Raw genomic sequence first — 18,230 nt, 5'->3', positions numbered from 1 at the left:
TGCAGCTAATCCAGGGGAGGAAGAGTGACTCGATGCACACGTGGAGGCGCCTAGCCGCATGCGGGGCGGCATGTGGCACCGTGGCGACCGTGGGGATCGCCACTGCCGGGGCCGAATCCGGGACAATCGTCGTTTTGGATAGCAAGCTGCGACGTTGCGATTTCAGCCTGGTGAGCACCGTGCCCATGGTGCCGCAGTCGGCGCTGGGCACCGGCTCGGTCGTGATCCACAGTGCCGGGGGGAAAGCGGTCGCGGAGGTGCATCTGTCCGATGCCCCCGAGCCGGGAACCCACTTCGACGTCGGCCTGATTCAGGAACCTCGGCCGGCGTCGGCTAACTGTGGCCCCGGGACTCCGGGCACCGCATTTAGCGGCTTTGACACCGACGGGGCCGGCGGCGGAACGGTGACCGTTTCGGACACTATTCGCCCGGGCACGACGGGCGTCTGGGTAATTATCGAGCGCCCGAACCCAAACTCGCAAAACCCGGCCGAGTACTACACTTCCGAGTTTGTCGCGCCGGTATAGGACCCGCCGGTCGGCAGGGCACCATCACCGCTTCTGCAGGGTGAATTGGTTGAGGTCGATGTAGCCCTTGCGGAAGAGGTTCGCGCAGCCGGTGAGGTACTTCATGTACCGCTCGTAGACCTCTTCGGACTGAATCTCGATGGCCTCGCTTTTGTGTGCCTCGAGGCCCGCGGCCCACATGTCCAGGGTCTTCGCGTAATGCCGCTGCAGCGACTGGCGACGCTTCAGCTTGAAGCCGGCCTTCGCCGAGTGGTGCTTCACCATCTGGATGGTCGGCAGGGCGCCGCCGGGGAAGATTTCGGTCTGCATGAAGTCGCCGAACTCGACGATCTTCATCGTTAGCGGCAGGCCGGACTCGATGATCTCCTTCTCCGAGAGTTTCGTGATCGTATGCAGCAGGAACGTGCCGCCGGCCGGCAATAGCTCGTACGTCCTCGCGAAGAAGGCGTCGTAGCGGTCGTAGCCGACATGCTCCAACGGGCCGATCGCCACGATGCGGTCCACCGGCTCGTGAAACCGCTCCCAGCCCTCGAGGAGCACCCGCTTGGAACGCGGGCTATCCGATGCCGCGAACACCTGCTCGACGTGGGCAACCTGGTTCTTGGACAGCGTCAAGCCGATGACGTTGACGTCCCATTTCTCGAGGGCTCGCAGCATGGCCGCGCCCCAGCCGCAGCCGACATCAAGCAATGTCATGCCCGGCTGCAAGCCCAGCTTGCCAAGCGAGAGGTCGATTTTGGCTATCTGAGCCTGTTCCAGTGTCAGGTCCTCACCCAGAAAGTAGGCGCACGTGTAGGTCTGGGTGGGGTCGAGGAACAGGCGGAAGAAGTCGTCAGACAGATCGTAATGCGCCTGTACATCCGCGAAATGCGGCGTCAGCTCCTCAGCCATGACTGTGTTGCCTTTCCCTGGACCCCGTCGGCGGTCCAGTCGCCATGCGGCTTGGGGTTGGTGGGTCGTGGTCCACTGTAAGACGAACTCCACGAGCGAGCAGTTCGTCGCGTTCGCCTCACGGGGTCTGGGTTGTAATACCGTCGCGTTATGAGCGAGTACGACCTCGAGGCCGTGGACCGGTTGCCCTTTTCCACTCCGGAGAAGGCGCTGCGCTACCAAACGGACGACTATCGCGGTGCGGTGGGCCTCAACTGGTACCGCACCGATCCCACGCTGCAGTTCACCATGGCGTACTACCTACAGCCCGACGAGCTGGCCGTCGTCGAACCCCACCTGACGCGCATCGGTGAGCTGATGGGTGGTCCGGTGGCACGGTGGGCCGACGAGACCGACCGCAACCCGCCGCGGCTGGACCGCTACGACCGGTGGGGACACGACGTCAGTCAGGTCGTCATGCCGGAGTCGTTCACACAGTCCAAGCGTGCCGTGCTGGGCGCCCAGCAGGCGCTGCGCACCGACGCGCGCGCGGCCAAGGTGAGCTCGGGACTGGCGTTATTCGCATCCAACTACCTGCTCAACCAGGCCGATATCGGGATGGGTTGCGCGCTGGGCACCGGCGGCGGCATGGTCCAGTCGCTGGTATCCGCGTATGCACCCGCCGACGTGCGCGACCACGTGCTGGCCAAGTTCGCCTCCGGCGAGTGGGCCGGCGAGACGGCGCAGCTGCTGACCGAGCGCACCGGCGGATCCGATCTCGGGGCGCTGGAGACCACGGCTACCCGTAGTGGGGACGCGTGGCTGCTCAACGGGTTCAAGTGGTTCGCGTCCAACTGCGCCGGGGAGGCCTTCGTGGTGATGGCCAAACCCGACGGCGCTCCCGACTCGACCCGCGGCATCGCGAACTTCCTGGTGCTGCGGACCCGCCGCGATGGTTCGCGCAACGGAGTGCGGGTCCGGCGATTGAAGGACAAACTCGGCACCCGCTCGGTGGCCTCCGGCGAGGTCGAGTTCGTCGACGCCGAGGCCTTCCTGTTGTCCGGCGAACCCAGCAGCGATGCGGGTCCGTCCGACGGCAAGGGGCTGGGCCGGATGATGGAGCTGACCAACGCCGCGCGCCTCGGCATCGCGTTGTTCGGTCTGGGCAATGCGCGCCGCGCCCTGGTCGAGTCGCTGTGCTACGCGCGGCAGCGCCGGGCGTTCGGCGGGGCGCTCATCGACAAACCATTGATGCGGCGCAAGCTGGCCGAGCTGATCGTCGACGTCGAAGCCGCGCAGGCAATGGTTTTCGACGGCACCGGCGCGGCCAACCATCGCCAGCCCCGCAGTATGCGCCAGCGCATCGCGGTGCCGGTCACCAAACTCAAGGTGTGCCGGCTGGGTATCACCGCGGCCTCGGATGCGATCGAAATCCATGGCGGCAACGGCTATATCGAGACCTGGCCGGTGGCACGGCTTTTGCGCGACGCACAAGTGAACACGATTTGGGAAGGCCCGGACAACATCCTGTGTCTGGATGTGCGGCGCGGTATCGAGCAGACCCGGGCACACGAGACGTTGTTGGCGCGGCTGCACGATGCCGTGTCGGTCTCCGATGACGACGAGACTACCGCCCTGGTGGCCCGCCGCATCGAGGATCTCGACGCCGCGATCACGGCCTGGACCAAACTCGACAACACCGTCGCCGAGGCACGGCTGTTCCCGCTCGCCCAATTCATGGGCGACGTCTACGGCGGCGCGCTGTTGATCGAACAGGCCGCCTGGGAGCGGGAAACCCGCAGCGGTGGCCGCAAGGCACTGGTGGCCGCGCTGTACGCGCAGCGGTACCTTGCCGATCGCGGGCCGCTACGTGGTATCGACGCCGACTCCGACGAGGCATTGGAGCGCTTCGACGAGTTGGTCGAGGGGGCGCTGCGGCTATGAGACAGTGCGGCATTCTCGTCGTGATTGTGTTGGCGCTCTTGGCGTTTACGCCGGGCAGAGATGCGGCGGCTGCGCCCGTCGTTGAACAAGACGTTGTCGCCGGCCTCAACACCGCCGACCCCGCCGCCCCGGTGGGGGTGACGTTCGGCCGGCACGCCGCTATCTACCAATTGGCCCGCGATGATCCCAATTTCACTGGCTGGCTTGCCATCTTGCAGAACAGCATGCAGAACGGGACTCTCGTTCGATTCTCCTACGATGTCGTCGGACCACGGCTGACGCTGGTCGAGCCAGTCTGATAGCCGAGCCGGGCGCGGCTCGGGTGCCAGCCATTTCATTGTTCGGCAAAACAATCCGGTCATCTGATCGTTGGTTCCCATTCCATTGGCCACGCCGAGTTGGCGGACCAAGATGGAGTCAACTTGCTCATCAACCAAGGAGAGCGACTCCATGGACACCACTTTGGTCGATGCGTTCCTCGCTGTCCTGAACCGCCCGGGCGCGGTCGTCACCGACGCCGCGACCCTGGCAGCCCTCGGCAAAGACTATTGGGGGTTCGGTGAGAATCCGGGCCTGCTGCTGCGCCCCCGCAGCCGTGACGAGGTGGTCACCGTCGTACGGGTGGCCGCCGCACACAAGGTGTCGCTCGTCACCCGGGGCGGAGCATCCAACTGCAGCGCGGGGGTAATGGCCGGGCCCGATCTGGTGATGCTCGACCTCAGCGGAATGAATCAGATCCTGAGCGTCGATCCGCACGCGCGCACCGCTCGCGTACAGCCGGGGGTCATCAATTTCGATCTGCAACAAAAGCTCGCTCCCCATGGGCTGGTCTTCTCACCCGATCCCGTCTCGGCCCACCTGGCCACCGTCGGCGGCAACATCATCGAAAACGCAGGCGGCCCACACGCACTCAAATACGGCGTTACCTACAACCACGTTGTCAGCGCCGAAGCGGTGCTGACCGACGGCACCGTCGTGCAGCTCAGCGCCGCCGACGACGGCCCTGACTTGCTGGGCGTGCTGATCGGATCCGAAGGCACGCTGGCGATCCTGACCGAAGCGACCGTGGCGCTGCGGCCAGTCGCGCCGGTGACCCGTAGCCTGATGGGCAGCTTCGCCACCGCCCAAGAAGCCGCCCACACCATCTCCGCGATCATCCAGACCGGGACCGTGCCCGCCGCGGTGGAGTGGCTTGACCGCGCCGGCATCGCGGGCCTGCAAGAGTTCACCCATACCGGATATCCGCTCGACGTCGACGCGATCGTGCTGATCGACGTCGACGGCACCACCGAAGAGGTGGACCGCGATGCGGCGATCGTGGAGAAGGTGTTGCGGCAGCACGCGATCGAAGTACGTCGTGCCGACGACGACGACGCACGGGCCAAGCTGTGGTATGGCCGTCTGCACGCGCCGGACGCCGTATTACATAGCGGGAAAGGCTTTTTCATCGGCGACGTCACCGTTCCTCGCCAGCATATCCCCGAGATGCAGCAGGCGATCCAGGATGCCGCCGCCCGGCATTCCGATGCGCTGCTGTTCATCATGGTCGGCGGGCACGCCGGCGACGGTGATCTGCATCCCACCACTTTCTACGATCGCGACAACCCCGATGCGCCAGCCGCATTGGAGGCGGCCAACGGCGAAATCATCGACGCTGCATTGCAATTGGGCGGGACCATCACCGGTGAGCACGGCGTGGGCACCGAAAAGCGCCAGTTCATGACCAAACGATTCACCCCAGTGGAGATCGCTGCCTAGCGCGCCATCAAACGCGTCTTCGATCCCACGCAGCTGTTCAATCCCGGCATTATGCTGCCCGACCTCGCGGCCGAGGAGCCCGCGGTCGACGTGTTCGAGGCTGCGGTCCGCGCGGCGCTCGAGGCCCACAAAGGCGCGGCACCGGCGGTCACCGAAACCACCGGCGGATACGGCAGTGCCGGTGAGACTGCAGTCGAGATCAACACGGCCAACCTGAATCTGACAGTCGGCGCCGACATCACCCTTGCCGAGTTGACCCACCAGCTGCGCGAGCAATCTGTGACATGCCCTGCCATCGCGGCTGGAGGCCTCGAGCGCACGGTCGGCGAACTCATCGCCACCGCCACCGGTGACGAGCGACTCGCGGTGCGCCACGGACTGCTCGGGGTCGACGTCGTCCTTCCCGACGGCCACGCCAGCGCACGATTCGGCGGGCAGAACATGAAAGACGTTGCCGGCTACGACACCAAGCGACTTTTCATCGGCGGTCACAACACCTTTGGGATCATCACGAAGGCCATCTTCAAGATCGCCGTCGCCGGCGGCTAGACCGGGATCAGTCCGTGCTTGCGCGCAACGCGGAACCATAGTTGCTTGTCCCGCAACAGCTTTAGCGACTTGCGGATCAGCAGCCGGGTGTCGTGCGGGTCGACGACCGAGTCGATGAACCCGCGCTCGGCGGCCGTCCACGGGATCGCCAAGTTCAGGTTGTAGCCCTCGATGAAGTCCTTCTTGATCTGCTGCGCCTCGGGCGTAGTGGGATCCGGGAAGCGCTTCATCAGCAGCTGCGCGGCTCCCTCCGCCCCGATCACCGCGATGCGCGCGGTAGGCCAGGCGTAGTTGAAGTCGGCGGTCAGCTGCCGTGACCCCATCACCGCGTAGGCACCGCCGTAGGACTTGCGGATGGTGATCGTCACCTTGGGCACGTCGGCTTCCACGACGGAGTACAGGAAGCGGCCGCCGCGCTTGATGATGCCGTTCTTCTCCTGCTCGGCCCCGGGCAGGAATCCGGGTGTATCCACCACGAAGACCAGCGGGATCTCGAACGCGTCGCAGAAACGGATGAACCGCGCGGCCTTGTCGGAGGCTTCGTTGTCGATCGACCCGGCCAAGTACATGGGCTGGTTGGCGATCACGCCGACCGGACGCCCGTCGACCCGGGCATACCCGGTGATGATGGCCGGCCCGTGCTGCGCAGCGACGTCGAGGAAGTCGCCGTCGTCGAAGATCCGCAGCAGGATCTCGTGCATGTCGTAGGCCGCATTGTCGGAGTCCGGCACGATCGAGTCGAGCTCGAGGTCGGTCGGCGTGATCTCCGGTTCCAGTCCCGGGTTGATGACCGGTGGCTTGTCGAAGCTGTTGGAGGGCAGGAACGACAGGAAGTCACGCACGTACTGGAACGCTTCGGCCTCGGAATCCACCACCTGGTGGATGTTGCCGTAGCGGGCCTGCGCGTCGGACCCGCCGAGCTCGTCGAGACTGACCTCCTCGCCGGTGACTTCCCGGATCACATCCGGTCCCGTCACGAAGAAGTAGCCCTGGTCGCGCACCGAGACCAGCAGATCGTCCTGGATCGGCGAATACACCGCTCCCCCAGCGCATTTGCCGAAGATGAGGGAAATCTGCGGCACCAGCCCGGACAGCGCCTCGTGCCGACGACCCAGCTCGGCGTACCACGCCAGCGAGGTGACCGCGTCCTGGATCCGGGCGCCCCCGGAGTCCTGGATGCCGATGATCGGGCACCCGACCATCGCGCACCACTCCATCAGCCGGGCCACCTTGCGGCCGAACATCTCCCCGACCGTGCCCTGGAACACGGTCTGGTCATGCGAGAACACCCCGACCGGCCGTCCGTCGATCATGCCGTGGCCGGTGACGCAGCCGTCACCGTAGAGCGCGTTGGGGTCATTGGGCGTCTTGGCCAGCGCGCCGATCTCCAGGAAGGTGCCCGGGTCGACCAGCGAGTACACCCGGGAACGCGCGCTCGGGATGCCCTTCTTGTCGCGCTTGGCGGCGGCCTTCTCGCCGCCGGGCTCTTTGGCGAGCTCCAAACGGGAACGAAGGTCGGCCAGCTTCTCGGCTGTGCTGTGGGGGGAGGGAGCTGGCACGGTACCCGTCACTACTTGACTACCTCACTTGTCTGACTGGTTTGCGCCTCCACCTTATTCAGCACCTCGGCCAGGTGGGCACCGACCTTGGCAATGATCGGTTCGTCGATGGCCTGGATGTGCTCGCCACCGATCGGAACCACCTCCAGGTCCGCCACGAACTCGCCCCAGCCGCCGTCGGGCTTGCGGACGGCGTAGCGCGGCTCGAACTCGATGACGTCATCGTGGTAGCGATCGGCCATGTAGAGGGTCACGTGGCCGTCGTACGGCTCGATCACGACGGTCTCGAGCGCCCGGTTGTCCAGATAGGACGTCCGCTGGTGCTCGACGATGCCACCCGGAACCTGCACGCCGCTTTGCTGGACGAGGTCCAACACGAACCTGACCTGCCCCTCGTCGTCGAGCTCTTCGAGCTGCTCGTAGGGAATCCCGGGAATCTCGACGTTGAAGGTGCGCTCGGCGAACTTCGCGTAACGGTCCCAGCGCCTGCGGGTTTCCTCCTTGGTCTGCGGAATCTCCTCGCCAGCGCGCACCGTGTCGATCATTCCGACAAATCGCACGTCGGCTCCGGCCCGCTTCAACCCGATCGCGCAGGCATACGCCAGCGCACCGCCAAGCGACCACCCGGCCAGGATGAACGGCTTACCGTCGTTGATTTCCAACAGCTTCGGCACATACTGGGCAGCCCGCTCCTGAACGGTGCCCTCGACGCGCTCCAAGCCGTACATCGGAGTATCCGCCGGCAACCGGTTGAGCAGCGGCTCGTACACCACCGTGGAGCCGCCGGCCGGATGAAACACGTACACCGGCACCTTGGAGTCGTCGTCGGGACGCGCGCGCAGCGTGCGGACGAACCCGTCGATCTGGCCGGCCTCGAAGTAGGCACGCACCTTCTCGGCCAGCGCCTCGATGGTCTCCGACGTCAGCACGTCCTCGGCGCTGATCGGACCCTCGGCACGCTCGGCGAGCCGTTGCGCCATCTTGGCGGCAGTCTCGTCGTCCAGCTTGGGCAGCGGGTTGAAGATGCCGCCCGGGGACTTGCCCGTGACGATTGCCCACGTGGCGAACACGACCCGCTCGGCGGCATCCCGCGGCGGCACATCGGAATTCAGCGCCTTGGCCACCGCCTCCTGGCTGAGCGCCTCGGTCAGATTCGGCTTGGCACCGTTGGTCGAAGGGCCGGACGGGTCGGTCGGCGGCGGTGGAATCGGCAGGTCCCCGGCAGGAGGAGTCGGCGCAGGCTCGGGCTCGGTAGCCGCCGGTGCCTCGTCGGTCTTGGGGCCACCGTGCAACAGCGCGGCCTGCTCCCTGGCGATCTCGTCGGCCGTATGCGTCTTCTGGTGCTCGGCCAGCTGCTCGACCTCGTCGCGGTGCTCGATCGCATACTCGATCAGCTTCTCGACGGCGTAGAGATTGGCGTCACGCACAGCCGTCAACTGGATGGGCGGTAGGTCGAAGTCGTACTCGACCCGGTTCTTGATCCGCACCGCCATCAGCGAGTCCAGGCCCAGCTCGATCAGCGGCACCTCCCACGGCAGGTCCTCGGGTTCATAACCCATGGCCGCCGAGACGATCAGTCCCAGTCGATCGGCGATGGCCTCGCCGGACTCCGGTGACCATCTGCCCGTGGAGGCCGGCAGGTAGCGGTTGGTCAAGCTGTCCGACAGCGTTTCGGCATCCGCCTCTTCGACGGGCGCCGTGACCGGCACTTCCGCCAATCCTGTTGCGGCCACGGAAGTCCCCGCCGCGATCACCGCACCGGCGCCGACCGCGGTGGGTAGTGCGCCGAGGGTTTGACCCGCCCGGGCGACGAGCGCGTCGTAGACCAACGTGAAGGATTCGTCGATGCGGGCGTGCACCTGCACCGACGCACCGCCGGGGTGCCGCGTCATGGTCGTCACCAGCCGGGCACCGGAGGCGGGCTCCGCCCGCTGCTCGGCGGCCGTCAGCTGCGCATCCGGAATGACCTGCGCCGCAGCCTGTTTCACTAGGTCGGCTAGATCCGTGGTGGCGCGGGGAGCGTACTCCCACACGTGGCGGCCGTCCGGCAGCGCGACGTGGGTACCCGGCGGGAGCACCGATCCGTCGCCGGAGAAGCGCACATCCAGCCAGTGCTCTTTGCGCTTGAACCGGGTGGGCGGGATGTTGGAGTAGTCCTGCGGGCCCGCCGCGCGGCTGAACAACGTCCGGGCGTCCAAGTCGTGGCCGTACACATACAGCTGCGCCAGGGTCGAGGTGATCGACTCGACCTCGTCCTGCTTGCGGGCCAGCGTCGGGATCAGCTGGGCGTCGTGCAGCCCGGCATCCGCGGTGGTCAGACCCACCTGCATCAGCGCGACCGGGTTGGGCGCGAGCTCCAGGAACGTGGTGTGGCCGCTGTCGACGGCGTTGCGGATGCCGTGGGTGAAGTAGACGCTGTGGCGCAGCCCCTTCTTCCAGTACTCCACCTCGTGGATCGGCTCGCTGCCCGGCTTGATGTAGCTGCCCTCGTGCACCGTCGAGAAGATGCCGGCGGTCGGGCTCATCGGCTTGATCCCCTGCAGCTCGGCGGTGAGCTCGCCGAGCAGTGGATCCATCTGTTGGGTATGGCTGGCGCCCTTGGTCTCGAACTTGCGGGCGAACTTGCCCTCGGATTCGGCGCGCGCGATGATCGCGTCGACCTGGTCGGGCGGGCCGCCGATGACGGTCTGGGTGGGTGCGGCGTAGACGCACACTTCGAGGTCGGGGAAGTCGGAGAACACCGTCTTGATCTCGTCGGCGGAGTACTCCACCAGGGCCATCAGCCGGATGTATTCGCCGAACAACATCGCCTCGCCCTCGCCCATCAGGTGCGAGCGCGAGCAGATCGCGCGGGTGGCGTCGGCGAGCGACAGGCCACCGGCGAAGTAGGCCGACGCCGCCTCACCCAGCGACTGGCCCACGACCGCGGCGGGCTTGGCGCCGTGATGCTTGAGCAGCTCACCCAGCGCGATCTGGATCGCGAAGATGGTGACCTGCGTGGTTTCGATGCCGTAGTCCTGCGAGTCGTCCAGGATCAGCTCTAGTACCGAGTAGCCCAGCTCGTCCTGGACCAGCGCGTCGACCTTCTCGATCCACTCGGCGAACACCGGGTTGCGCAGGTAGAGGCTCTTGCCCATCTTGCGGTGCTGCGCACCGAATCCGGCCAACACCCACACCGGGCCGCTGGAGACCGGGCCGTCGACGCTGAACACGTTCGGCCGCTGCTTTCCGTCGGCGACCGCGCGCAAACCTTTGATGGCTTCCTCGTGGTCGTGGGCCAACACCACGGCGCGAGAGCGGCCGTGGTTACGCCGCGACAGCGAGCGGCCGATCGATTCCAGCGACGAAGCCTGGCCCTCGGGGCTCTCCATCCAGTCCGCCAGCTCGGCCGCGGCGGTCTTCTTCCGTGAGGTCAGGAACGCCGACACCACGAGAGGGATCAGCGGCGTCGTCGGTTCGGACTCCTCTTGCGCAGCAAGCTCTTCCAGCGCGGCTTCCTTGAGTTGCAGCGCCTCCTCGGTGACGCCGGGCAGCTCGGGCTCGAAATCCTCGGCCTCGAATTCGTCGGTGATGATGTTGCCGAAGTCGTCGAACCGCAGCGAGTGGCCTTCCAGCTCGGGGGCCTCGGCGGGAGCCGCCTCGGCGACCGTGGCTTCCGTCGTATCGGAAGGCTCAACCTCGCGCTCGATGACGTCGCGCGGCAGGACCTCGCGCACCACCATGTGCGCGTTGGCGCCACCGAAGCCGAAGCTGGAAACGCCGGCCAGCGCGTAGCCGCCGTATCGCGGCCAGTCGGTCGCGGTGTCGATGACCTTCAGGTGCATCGCGTCGAAGTCGATGTACGGGCTGGGCCCGGCGAAGTTGATGGACGGCGGCAGCTTGTCGTGCTGCAGCGCCAGCACCACCTTGGCCATCGCGGCCGCACCCGCGGCCGACTCCATATGTCCCACATTGGTTTTCACCGCGCCCAGCAGTACCGGCCGGTCTGCGGGCCGCCCCCGGCCGACGACGCGGCCCAGCGCCTCGGCCTCGATCGGGTCGCCGAGAACGGTGCCGGTGCCATGCGCCTCGATGTAGTCGACGGTGCCCGGATCGATTCCCGCGTCCTTGTAAGCCCGGCGCAAGACTTCGGCCTGCGCGTCCTGGTTGGGTGCGATCAGGCCGTTGGACCGGCCGTCGTGATTGACCGAGCTGCCGGCGATGACGGCCAGGATCTGGTCGCCGTCGCGGCGGGCATCGGCGACCCGCTTGAGCACCAGCATGCCGCCGCCCTCGGAGCGGGTATAGCCATCGGCGTCCGACGAGAACGACTTGATCCGGCCGTCCGGGGCGAGCACCGCACCGATCTCGTCGAAACCGAGGGTCACCGCGGGAGTGATGAGTGCGTTGACACCACCAGCGACCGCCACGTCGCACTCGCCATTGCGCAGCGCCTGCACCGCCTGGTGCATCGCCACCAGCGAGCTCGAGCAGGCGGTGTCGACCGCGAGCGACGGGCCGCGGAAGTCGTAGAAGTAGGACACCCGGTTGGCGATGATCGAGCTGGCGTTGCCGGTGATGGCGTAGGGGTGCGCGGTGGTCGGGTCAGAAATCGCCAGGAAGCCGTAGTCGTTGTTCGAGACGCCGACGTAGACACCGACGGCCGCACCGCGCAGGCTCGACGCCGGGATGCGGGCGTGTTCGAGTGCCTCCCAGGTCAATTCGAGCGCCATCCGCTGCTGCGGGTCGATGTTGTCTGCCTCGGTCTTGGCCACCGCGAAGAACTCCGAGTCGAAGCCCTTGATGTCCGACAGATATCCGCCGCGGGTGCGCGCCTGCGCGATCCGCGCGGCCAACCGGGGCTCTTCGAGGAACTCTGACCAGCGGCCCTCGGGCAGGTCGGTAATGGCGTCGCGGCCCTCCATCAGGGCCTGCCAGGTTTCGTCGGGGGTGTTCATATCACCGGGCAGCCGGGTGCCCAGGCCCACGATCGCGATGTCGACGCGTTCGGCGGGGCCGGTGCGGGTCCAGTCGATACCGTCGAGGTCGTCATCGGCCCTTTCGGGTTCGCCCTCGATGATCCGGGTCGCCAGCGACTCGATGGTCGGATGCTGGAATGCCACCGCGACCGACAGCGTGACCCCGGTCATGTCTTCGATGTCGGCGGCCATCGCCACGGCATCCCGCGACGACAATCCCAGCTCGACCATGGGAACCGACTCGTCGATCGCGTCGGGCGACTGCCCGACGGCCTTGCCCACCCAGTTACGCAGCCATTGCCGCATCTCGGGGACCGTCAGTGTGCGCCGCTCCTCCTCATCGCTTCGCTCTGCATCGTCGCCAGCGCGCAGGTCGGCCCTCTTGGCGGGCAGCTCTCCACCAGCGGCCGAGGCGGCATCTTCAGAGTTGTCCGGGAGGTCAGATTCGGTGTCAGCCATGGTTCCTGTTTCAGTCTGTTGCGGTGGCGAACGCGGCCGGGGACCCGATACCGCTGCGCAGACTGCCGTCGAGGTAGGCGGCGCGGCAGGCGCGGTGCCCGATCTTGCCGCTGGAGGTCCGGGGAATCGACCCCGACGACACCAGCAGCAAGTCACGGACGGTTACCCCATGGCGCACGGCGATGGCCGCGCGAATGTCGTCGGCGATGGGCTGGTAGTCGAGCTTGTGCGTACCGGCGGCACGCTCGGCGACGATCACCAGCTGCTCGGAGGTGTCCTCGGCGTCGAATGTGAGTCCCGCGTGCGGGTTGTCGAACACCGCTTGCGGCAGCTGATTGGCCGGGACTGAGAAGGCCGCCACGTATCCGGTGCGCAATGCCTTGCTGGCCTCCTGCGCCGAGTACTCGAGATCCTGCGGGTAGTGGTTGCGGCCGTCGACGATGACCAGGTCCTTGATGCGGCCCGCTATATAGAGGTGGTCCTTGAAGTAGGTGCCGTAGTCGCCGGTGCGTACCCACAGCCCGTCATCGGCGGCGCCCTCGGCGCGCGACTCGCTGATCCGCGACTTGAGGATATTGCGGAAAGTGTGAGCGGTCTCTTCTTCCTTACCCCAGTAGCCGGTACCCAGGTTCTGGCCGTGCAACCAGATCTCGCCGATCTGCCCGTCCGGCAGCTCGCTAGCCGCGTCGGCATCGACGATGACCGCCCACTCGTCAACACCGACCTTGCCCGCGGAAACCTGCGCGACGGCATTCGGCGCATCGGCAGCGACCTCGACGAAGCGCTGGTTGTTCAGCTCCTCCCGATCCACGTAAATGACTGTCGGCGGCTCGTCGCCCGGGGTCGTCGAGACGAACAGTGTCGCCTCGGCCAGACCGTACGAGGGCTTGACTGCCGTCGCCGGCAAGCCGTAGGGCGCAAAGGCTTCGTAGAACTTGCGCATCGACGCCGGCGACACCGGCTCGCTGCCGTTGAGGATTCCCTTGACGTTGCTCAGGTCCAGTGGCGGCTCATCGTCGCGGGGCAAGCCACGCACCGCGGCGTGCTCGAAAGCGAAGTTCGGCGCGGCCGAGAAGACGCCGCCGGTCTCGCCGGGCTTGCGCGCGAGTTCGCGGATCCAGCGACCGGGCCGCCGCACGAACGCGGCGGGCGTCATAAAGGTGAAGCTTTGGCCGAGCACCGGCGCGCACAGCGCCGTGATAAGGCCCATGTCATGGAACAACGGCAGCCAGGACAGGCCGCGGTCGCCTTCGGCGCCCTCCAGGGCGACCAGCGTCTGCAACACGTTGGTGGGCAGGTTCAGGTGGGTGATCTGCACGCCCGTCGGGGTGCGGGTGGAGCCTGACGTGTACTGCAGATAGGCGATGGTGCTCTCATCGGCCTCGGGCTCAACCCAGGTGGCGGCGACCTCGGTGGGCACCGCATCGACGGCGATGACGCGGGGCCGTTCCTTAGCCGAACGGGCACGGATGAACTTGCGGACGCCTTCGGCGGAGTCGGTGGTGGTCAGGATCGTGGAGGGGGAGCAGTCGTCGAGCACCGCGTGCAGACGGCCGACGTGACCCGGCTCGGCCGGGTCGAACAACGGCACCGCGATCCGGCCGGAGTACAACGCGCCGAAGAAGGCAACGAGGTAGTCCAGGTTCTGCGGGCACAGGATGGCGATGCGGTCACCCGGTTCGGTGACCTGCTGCAAACGGGCACCCACCGCGCGGTTGCGGGCGCTGAATTCGGACCACAGAATGTCGCGCTCGACACCGTCGCGTTCGGTGGAGTAATCCAGGAACCGGTAAGCCAGCTTGTCGCCGCGAACCTTCGCCCACTTCTCGACGTGGCGAACCAGGTTGGTCTTATCCGGGAACTTGATTCTTCCGTTCACGATGAACGGGTTGTGGTACGCCCTCATGCCGCCTTCTCCTGTCACACTCGCCGGTCTGCTGCTCCGGCGGTCCTGGTGCCGGCGTCGCCGACGATTTCCTATGCGCGCGGGCCTGCCTCTCGCGCACCACGCAAACTCGCGTTGTCCGAGCAAGCTTCGACCCGGTCGGGAACCACCAAACTCTTATCGCTCTTAGTTTTCTCTTAATGTTAGGCGGCGGCGCGCGGCAGACCAAATCTCAAGGTACCGCCGATTGCCCCCGGTACCGGCCACCTGGCCGCTGTGTCCCCTTGCCTAGCTCACCCAGCGGCCCAGCTCACCCGCAGGCATCGTCCCGAGCTGCCCGGCCGTCACCCGTGCTTGGGGTGCGGCGCGTTCTCGACGAGGTTACGCGCCCAGTTCAGCGTCCAGTCCGTGGCCGTGACGCCATCCAGGTTCCAGAACTGCGGGGTGGCGTACATGGCGTGGATCGGCTGGCCCGCACCCCCGGCCAGCGTGTTGAGGGTATTCGGCAGGTTCGCGACGCTGAACGCCTCGTTCGGAGCGGCGCAGATCAGATCCCCGGGTGCGCAGATCTCGTTGGTCTTGCTGTTGAGGTCGCCGAAACCGCCGGGCCGCGCACCGGTCATCGTCAAACCGAGCCCGGACAGCATCGGCACCTCGTGCAGAGTGACCTCGGCGCCCTCCCCCGGCGGGTTGGGCCCGACGTCGTTGCCGACGCCCTGCTGGCGGCGGCCGTCGGCGATCACCGTCACCCCGAGGACCAGGTCGTCATCGACGGGTCCGCGGCCATTGCCGATGTCGCTGGCGATGTCGCCGGCGATCACCGCGCCCTGCGAGAAACCGATCAGCACGTAGCTGGTCAACGGGCACTTGTTGGTCATGTCGGTCAGCGCCTGCACGGCCGCGCGGGTGCCTTCCGCCCGGCTGTTGTCGTACGACATTTGCTTGACGCCGCCCAGCGGATTGTTGAACTGCGCCGTGTAAGGAACGGTGTAGGTCAGCACCCGCGAGGGCGGAAACTCCTGGCTGATCGCCCCAGTCAACTTGTGCAGCAGGGCATTTGGAAACTGCATCGGGTTGAGCGGATCGTCCTGCGGGGACGACTCCCAGGTGCCGGGAATCACCATCAACTCCACGTCGGGGCAGGAAGCATCCTGCGACGCGGGTCGGGGCTTGTGCGGATGGGTCGTCGTCGAGGACGGCGGCAGGACACCGGGAGGTACCGCGCTGGGCGGTGTTTCCGAGCTGCGCAGCATGGTCACCACGGCGACGATGACCAACAAAACGACCCCGGCCATGCTGAGCGCGGCAACCCAGGCGAGGATTCGGCGGCGCTTCCGCCGCGCGGCGTTCGTGGTCATGTTCTCCTGCTAGCAGAGTCGGTAGGTCGCAGCTTGAATAAAAACAAGCGGCCGTCCGCCCTCTGCTGCTCCCAATACACCGTACCGGCTCGGCGCGCGGCGCCGTCCGTCCTGCCAGCGGGGCAGGGAGGTTAGCGGATGGCGCCCACGATGTCGCCCGACATGGCACCCAGCTGGCCCGACCACGAGCCCCAGCCGTTGTCGCCGCCGCCCGGGAAGTCGAAGTGGCCGTTGTGGCCGCCGTCGTTGCGGTACTGCGAGTAGAACATTCGGCTGTTGCCCATCGCCTCACCGGCCTGGCCGATCATGGCGGCGGGATCACTGGCATCCATGGTGGTCGGGCTCCAGACCCATACCCGGGTGTTGTTCTGCGCCAGCAGCGCGGCATGCACATACGGGTCGTGCCACTTCCACCGGCCCAGCTGCGGGGCTCCCCACATACCGTTGCCGTCCACGCCGCCGAATTGCTGCAGACCGGCCAGGATCGAACCGCCCGTGGTGGTGTTCGACGGGTACAGGAAGCCGGACAGTGAGCCGGCGAAGCCGAACCGGTCGGGGTGGAAGGCGGCCAGTGCCATCGCGGCGTAACCGCCCTGGGAGGCTCCCACCGCGGCATGACCACCGGGTGCCAGGCCCTTGTTGGCGGCCAGCCAGTCGGGCAGCTCGCTGGACAGGAAGGTGTCCCACTGCTTGCTGCCGTCCTGCTCCCAGTTGGTGTACATGCTGTACGCGCCGCCTGCCGGCGCGACCACCGAGATCCCCTTGCCGCCCATCGTGTTCATCGCGTTGCCCGCGGTGACCCAATTGCTGACGTCGGGACCGGCGTCGAACGCGTCGAGCAGATACACCGCGTGTGGCCCGCCGCCCAGGAAGGCCACCGGAATCGAACGTCCCATGGCCCCCGACGGCACCATCAGCGTCTCGTAACCCGCCGCTGCGGCCTTGCCCGTGATTCCTGCCGTCACACCGCCCACCCCGAGCGTTAACGCGGCAGTGCAGAGCACCCGCAGAAGCGTTGACAGACCCCGCAAGCTACCCATGTCCGCCCTCCATCATGTAGTCGCTGTGTTTGCACAGTAACCAGGGCCGAACGAGAGCTGACCCGCAGGGTAGTGAAATGGACCACACTCGCCGCGACCCCACAGACAGCTAACGGCGACGACCCCTCGGGATCGCCGCCGTTAGCTGTCTTGCTTGGTTCTACGCTGCCTGACTACGTGCCCTGAGTAGTGGACCCGGCGTTGGAAGCAGTGGCCGGACCGGCGCCCGGGGTGGCGCCCAGCGCCGACTGCAGGTCAGGCTTCATGGCCTGCACCTGCGCACCCCAGTAGGGCCAGTCGTGCGTGCCGTTGGCGTCGAAGTTCCACACCGCGTTGTGACCGCCGGCGGCGTTGTACGCCTCCTGGAACTTCAGGTTGCTGGTCCGCACGAAGCCCTCCAGGAACTTGGCGGGCAGGTTGTCGCCACCGAGGTCGGACGGCTTGCCGTTACCGCAGTACACCCAGATGCGGGTGTTGTTGGTGACGAGCTTGGCGACCTGCAACGACGGGTCGTTGCGCTGCCATGCCGGGTCGCTAGACGGCCCCCACATGTCCTTGGTCTTGTAGCCGCCGGCGTCACCCATGGCCAGGCCGATCAGCGTCGGGCCCATCCCCTGCGACGGGTCCAGCAGCGCCGACAACGAGCCGGCGTAGACGAACTGGTCGGGGTGGTAGGCCGCCAGGATCAGCGCCGACGATCCGGCCATCGACAGACCGACGGCGGCGCTGCCGGTCGGCTTGACCTGCTTCTGGGCCGACAGGTACTGCGGCAGCTCGCTGCTCAGGAAGGTCTCCCACTTGTAAGTGGTGCAGCCGGCCTTACCGCAGGCGGGCGCGTACCAGTCGGAGTAGAAGCTGGACTGTCCGCCGACGGGCATCACGACCGAAATGCCCGACTGGTTGTACCACTCGAACGCGGGAGTGTTGATGTCCCAGCCGTTGAAGTCGTCCTGGGCGCGCATACCGTCGAGCAGGTACAGCGCGGGCGAGTTGGCGCCACCGCTCTGGAACTGGACCTTGATGTCACGGCCCATTCCGGCCGAGGGAACCTGCAGGTACTCCACCGGCAGACCGGGGCGAGAGAACGCTCCTGCGGTCGCCGGGCCCCCCACGACGCCGATCAGACCCGAAAGCAGGGCCGCGCCAACGGCTCCCACCACGAGCCGGCGTGGCATGCGTGCCACGGCGCCGCGAAACCTGTCAACAAACGTCATCCTTGCTTCCTCATCTTCTCGGCGCACCCTTGATCAGGACGCGTCGTTGATTGGGGTCGCACTGCAAGCGATCCGGCGCAGCAGTGCTCTTGTAGTGAACCACACCAAA

Annotated in this window: 12 protein-coding genes; 5 read left to right on the top strand and 7 right to left on the bottom strand. The window is 66.6% G+C overall.

Annotated elements, in window-relative coordinates; genetic code table 11:
• The first annotated feature begins 32 nt into the window (after positions 1-32).
• On the top strand, positions 33-527 hold the full coding sequence (locus ACTXG5_RS06775; protein WP_445162953.1) for a hypothetical protein: 495 nt from the start codon (positions 33-35) through the stop codon (positions 525-527).
• A 24-nt stretch (positions 528-551) separates the two neighbouring features.
• Here ACTXG5_RS06775 and ACTXG5_RS06770 read toward each other — a convergent pair whose 3' ends face one another.
• Positions 552-1,418 (bottom strand): cyclopropane mycolic acid synthase family methyltransferase, encoded by an 867-nt coding sequence (locus tag ACTXG5_RS06770; protein WP_445162952.1) that lies wholly within the window; start codon positions 1,416-1,418, stop codon positions 552-554.
• Positions 1,419-1,568: 150 nt separating this feature from the next.
• On the opposite strand from ACTXG5_RS06770, the gene ACTXG5_RS06765 reads away from it, so the two are divergent.
• The 4 genes from ACTXG5_RS06765 (at position 1,569) to ACTXG5_RS06750 (ending at position 5,648) form a co-directional block, all read left to right on the top strand.
• The gene (locus ACTXG5_RS06765; protein WP_445162951.1) at positions 1,569-3,341 is read left to right on the top strand and encodes an acyl-CoA dehydrogenase family protein; all 1,773 of its coding nucleotides are present in this window, start codon (positions 1,569-1,571) and stop codon (positions 3,339-3,341) included.
• Positions 3,338-3,640, top strand: a complete 303-nt coding sequence (locus ACTXG5_RS06760; protein ID WP_445162950.1) for a hypothetical protein — start codon at positions 3,338-3,340, stop codon at positions 3,638-3,640. The genes ACTXG5_RS06765 and ACTXG5_RS06760 overlap by 4 nt, the downstream gene beginning before the upstream one ends.
• A 151-nt stretch (positions 3,641-3,791) precedes the next feature.
• A complete protein-coding gene (locus tag ACTXG5_RS06755; protein ID WP_445162949.1) occupies positions 3,792-5,099 on the top strand; it encodes an FAD-binding oxidoreductase in 1,308 nt (435 codons plus the stop codon).
• Positions 5,100-5,150: 51 nt separating this feature from the next.
• Positions 5,151-5,648 carry an FAD-binding oxidoreductase gene (locus ACTXG5_RS06750; RefSeq protein ID WP_445162948.1) on the top strand — a complete coding sequence of 166 codons (498 nt, stop codon included), beginning with the start codon at positions 5,151-5,153 and terminating at the stop codon, positions 5,646-5,648.
• Here the strand turns inward: ACTXG5_RS06750 and ACTXG5_RS06745 are convergent.
• The 6 genes from ACTXG5_RS06745 to ag85A form a co-directional block, all read right to left on the bottom strand.
• Positions 5,645-7,219: an acyl-CoA carboxylase subunit beta gene (locus ACTXG5_RS06745; protein ID WP_445162947.1), complete on the bottom strand. Its 1,575-nt coding sequence runs from the start codon at positions 7,217-7,219 to the stop codon at positions 5,645-5,647. The two genes, ACTXG5_RS06750 and ACTXG5_RS06745, sit on opposite strands and share 4 nt — an antisense overlap.
• Positions 7,219-12,624 carry a polyketide synthase Pks13 gene (gene pks13 / locus ACTXG5_RS06740; RefSeq protein ID WP_445162946.1) on the bottom strand — a complete coding sequence of 1,802 codons (5,406 nt, stop codon included), beginning with the start codon at positions 12,622-12,624 and terminating at the stop codon, positions 7,219-7,221. The genes ACTXG5_RS06745 and pks13 overlap by 1 nt, the downstream gene beginning before the upstream one ends.
• A gap of 10 nt (positions 12,625-12,634) precedes the next feature.
• Positions 12,635-14,530: a long-chain-fatty-acid--AMP ligase FadD32 gene (gene fadD32, locus ACTXG5_RS06735; RefSeq protein ID WP_445162945.1), complete on the bottom strand. Its 1,896-nt coding sequence runs from the start codon at positions 14,528-14,530 to the stop codon at positions 12,635-12,637.
• A gap of 323 nt (positions 14,531-14,853) precedes the next feature.
• Positions 14,854-15,867: a carboxylesterase Culp6 gene (gene culp6, locus ACTXG5_RS06730; protein WP_445162944.1), complete on the bottom strand. Its 1,014-nt coding sequence runs from the start codon at positions 15,865-15,867 to the stop codon at positions 14,854-14,856.
• Between the two features lie 131 nt (positions 15,868-15,998).
• A complete protein-coding gene (locus ACTXG5_RS06725) occupies positions 15,999-16,898 on the bottom strand; it encodes an esterase family protein (protein ID WP_445164291.1) in 900 nt (299 codons plus the stop codon).
• A 182-nt stretch (positions 16,899-17,080) separates the two neighbouring features.
• Positions 17,081-18,121 (bottom strand): diacylglycerol acyltransferase/mycolyltransferase Ag85A, encoded by a 1,041-nt coding sequence (gene ag85A / locus ACTXG5_RS06720; RefSeq protein WP_445162943.1) that lies wholly within the window; start codon positions 18,119-18,121, stop codon positions 17,081-17,083.
• Between the last annotated feature and the right edge of the window lie 109 nt (positions 18,122-18,230).

The organism is Mycobacterium sp. Dal123C01 (genome assembly GCF_052566995.1).
This window is presented reverse-complemented; position numbering and strand designations above follow the sequence as displayed.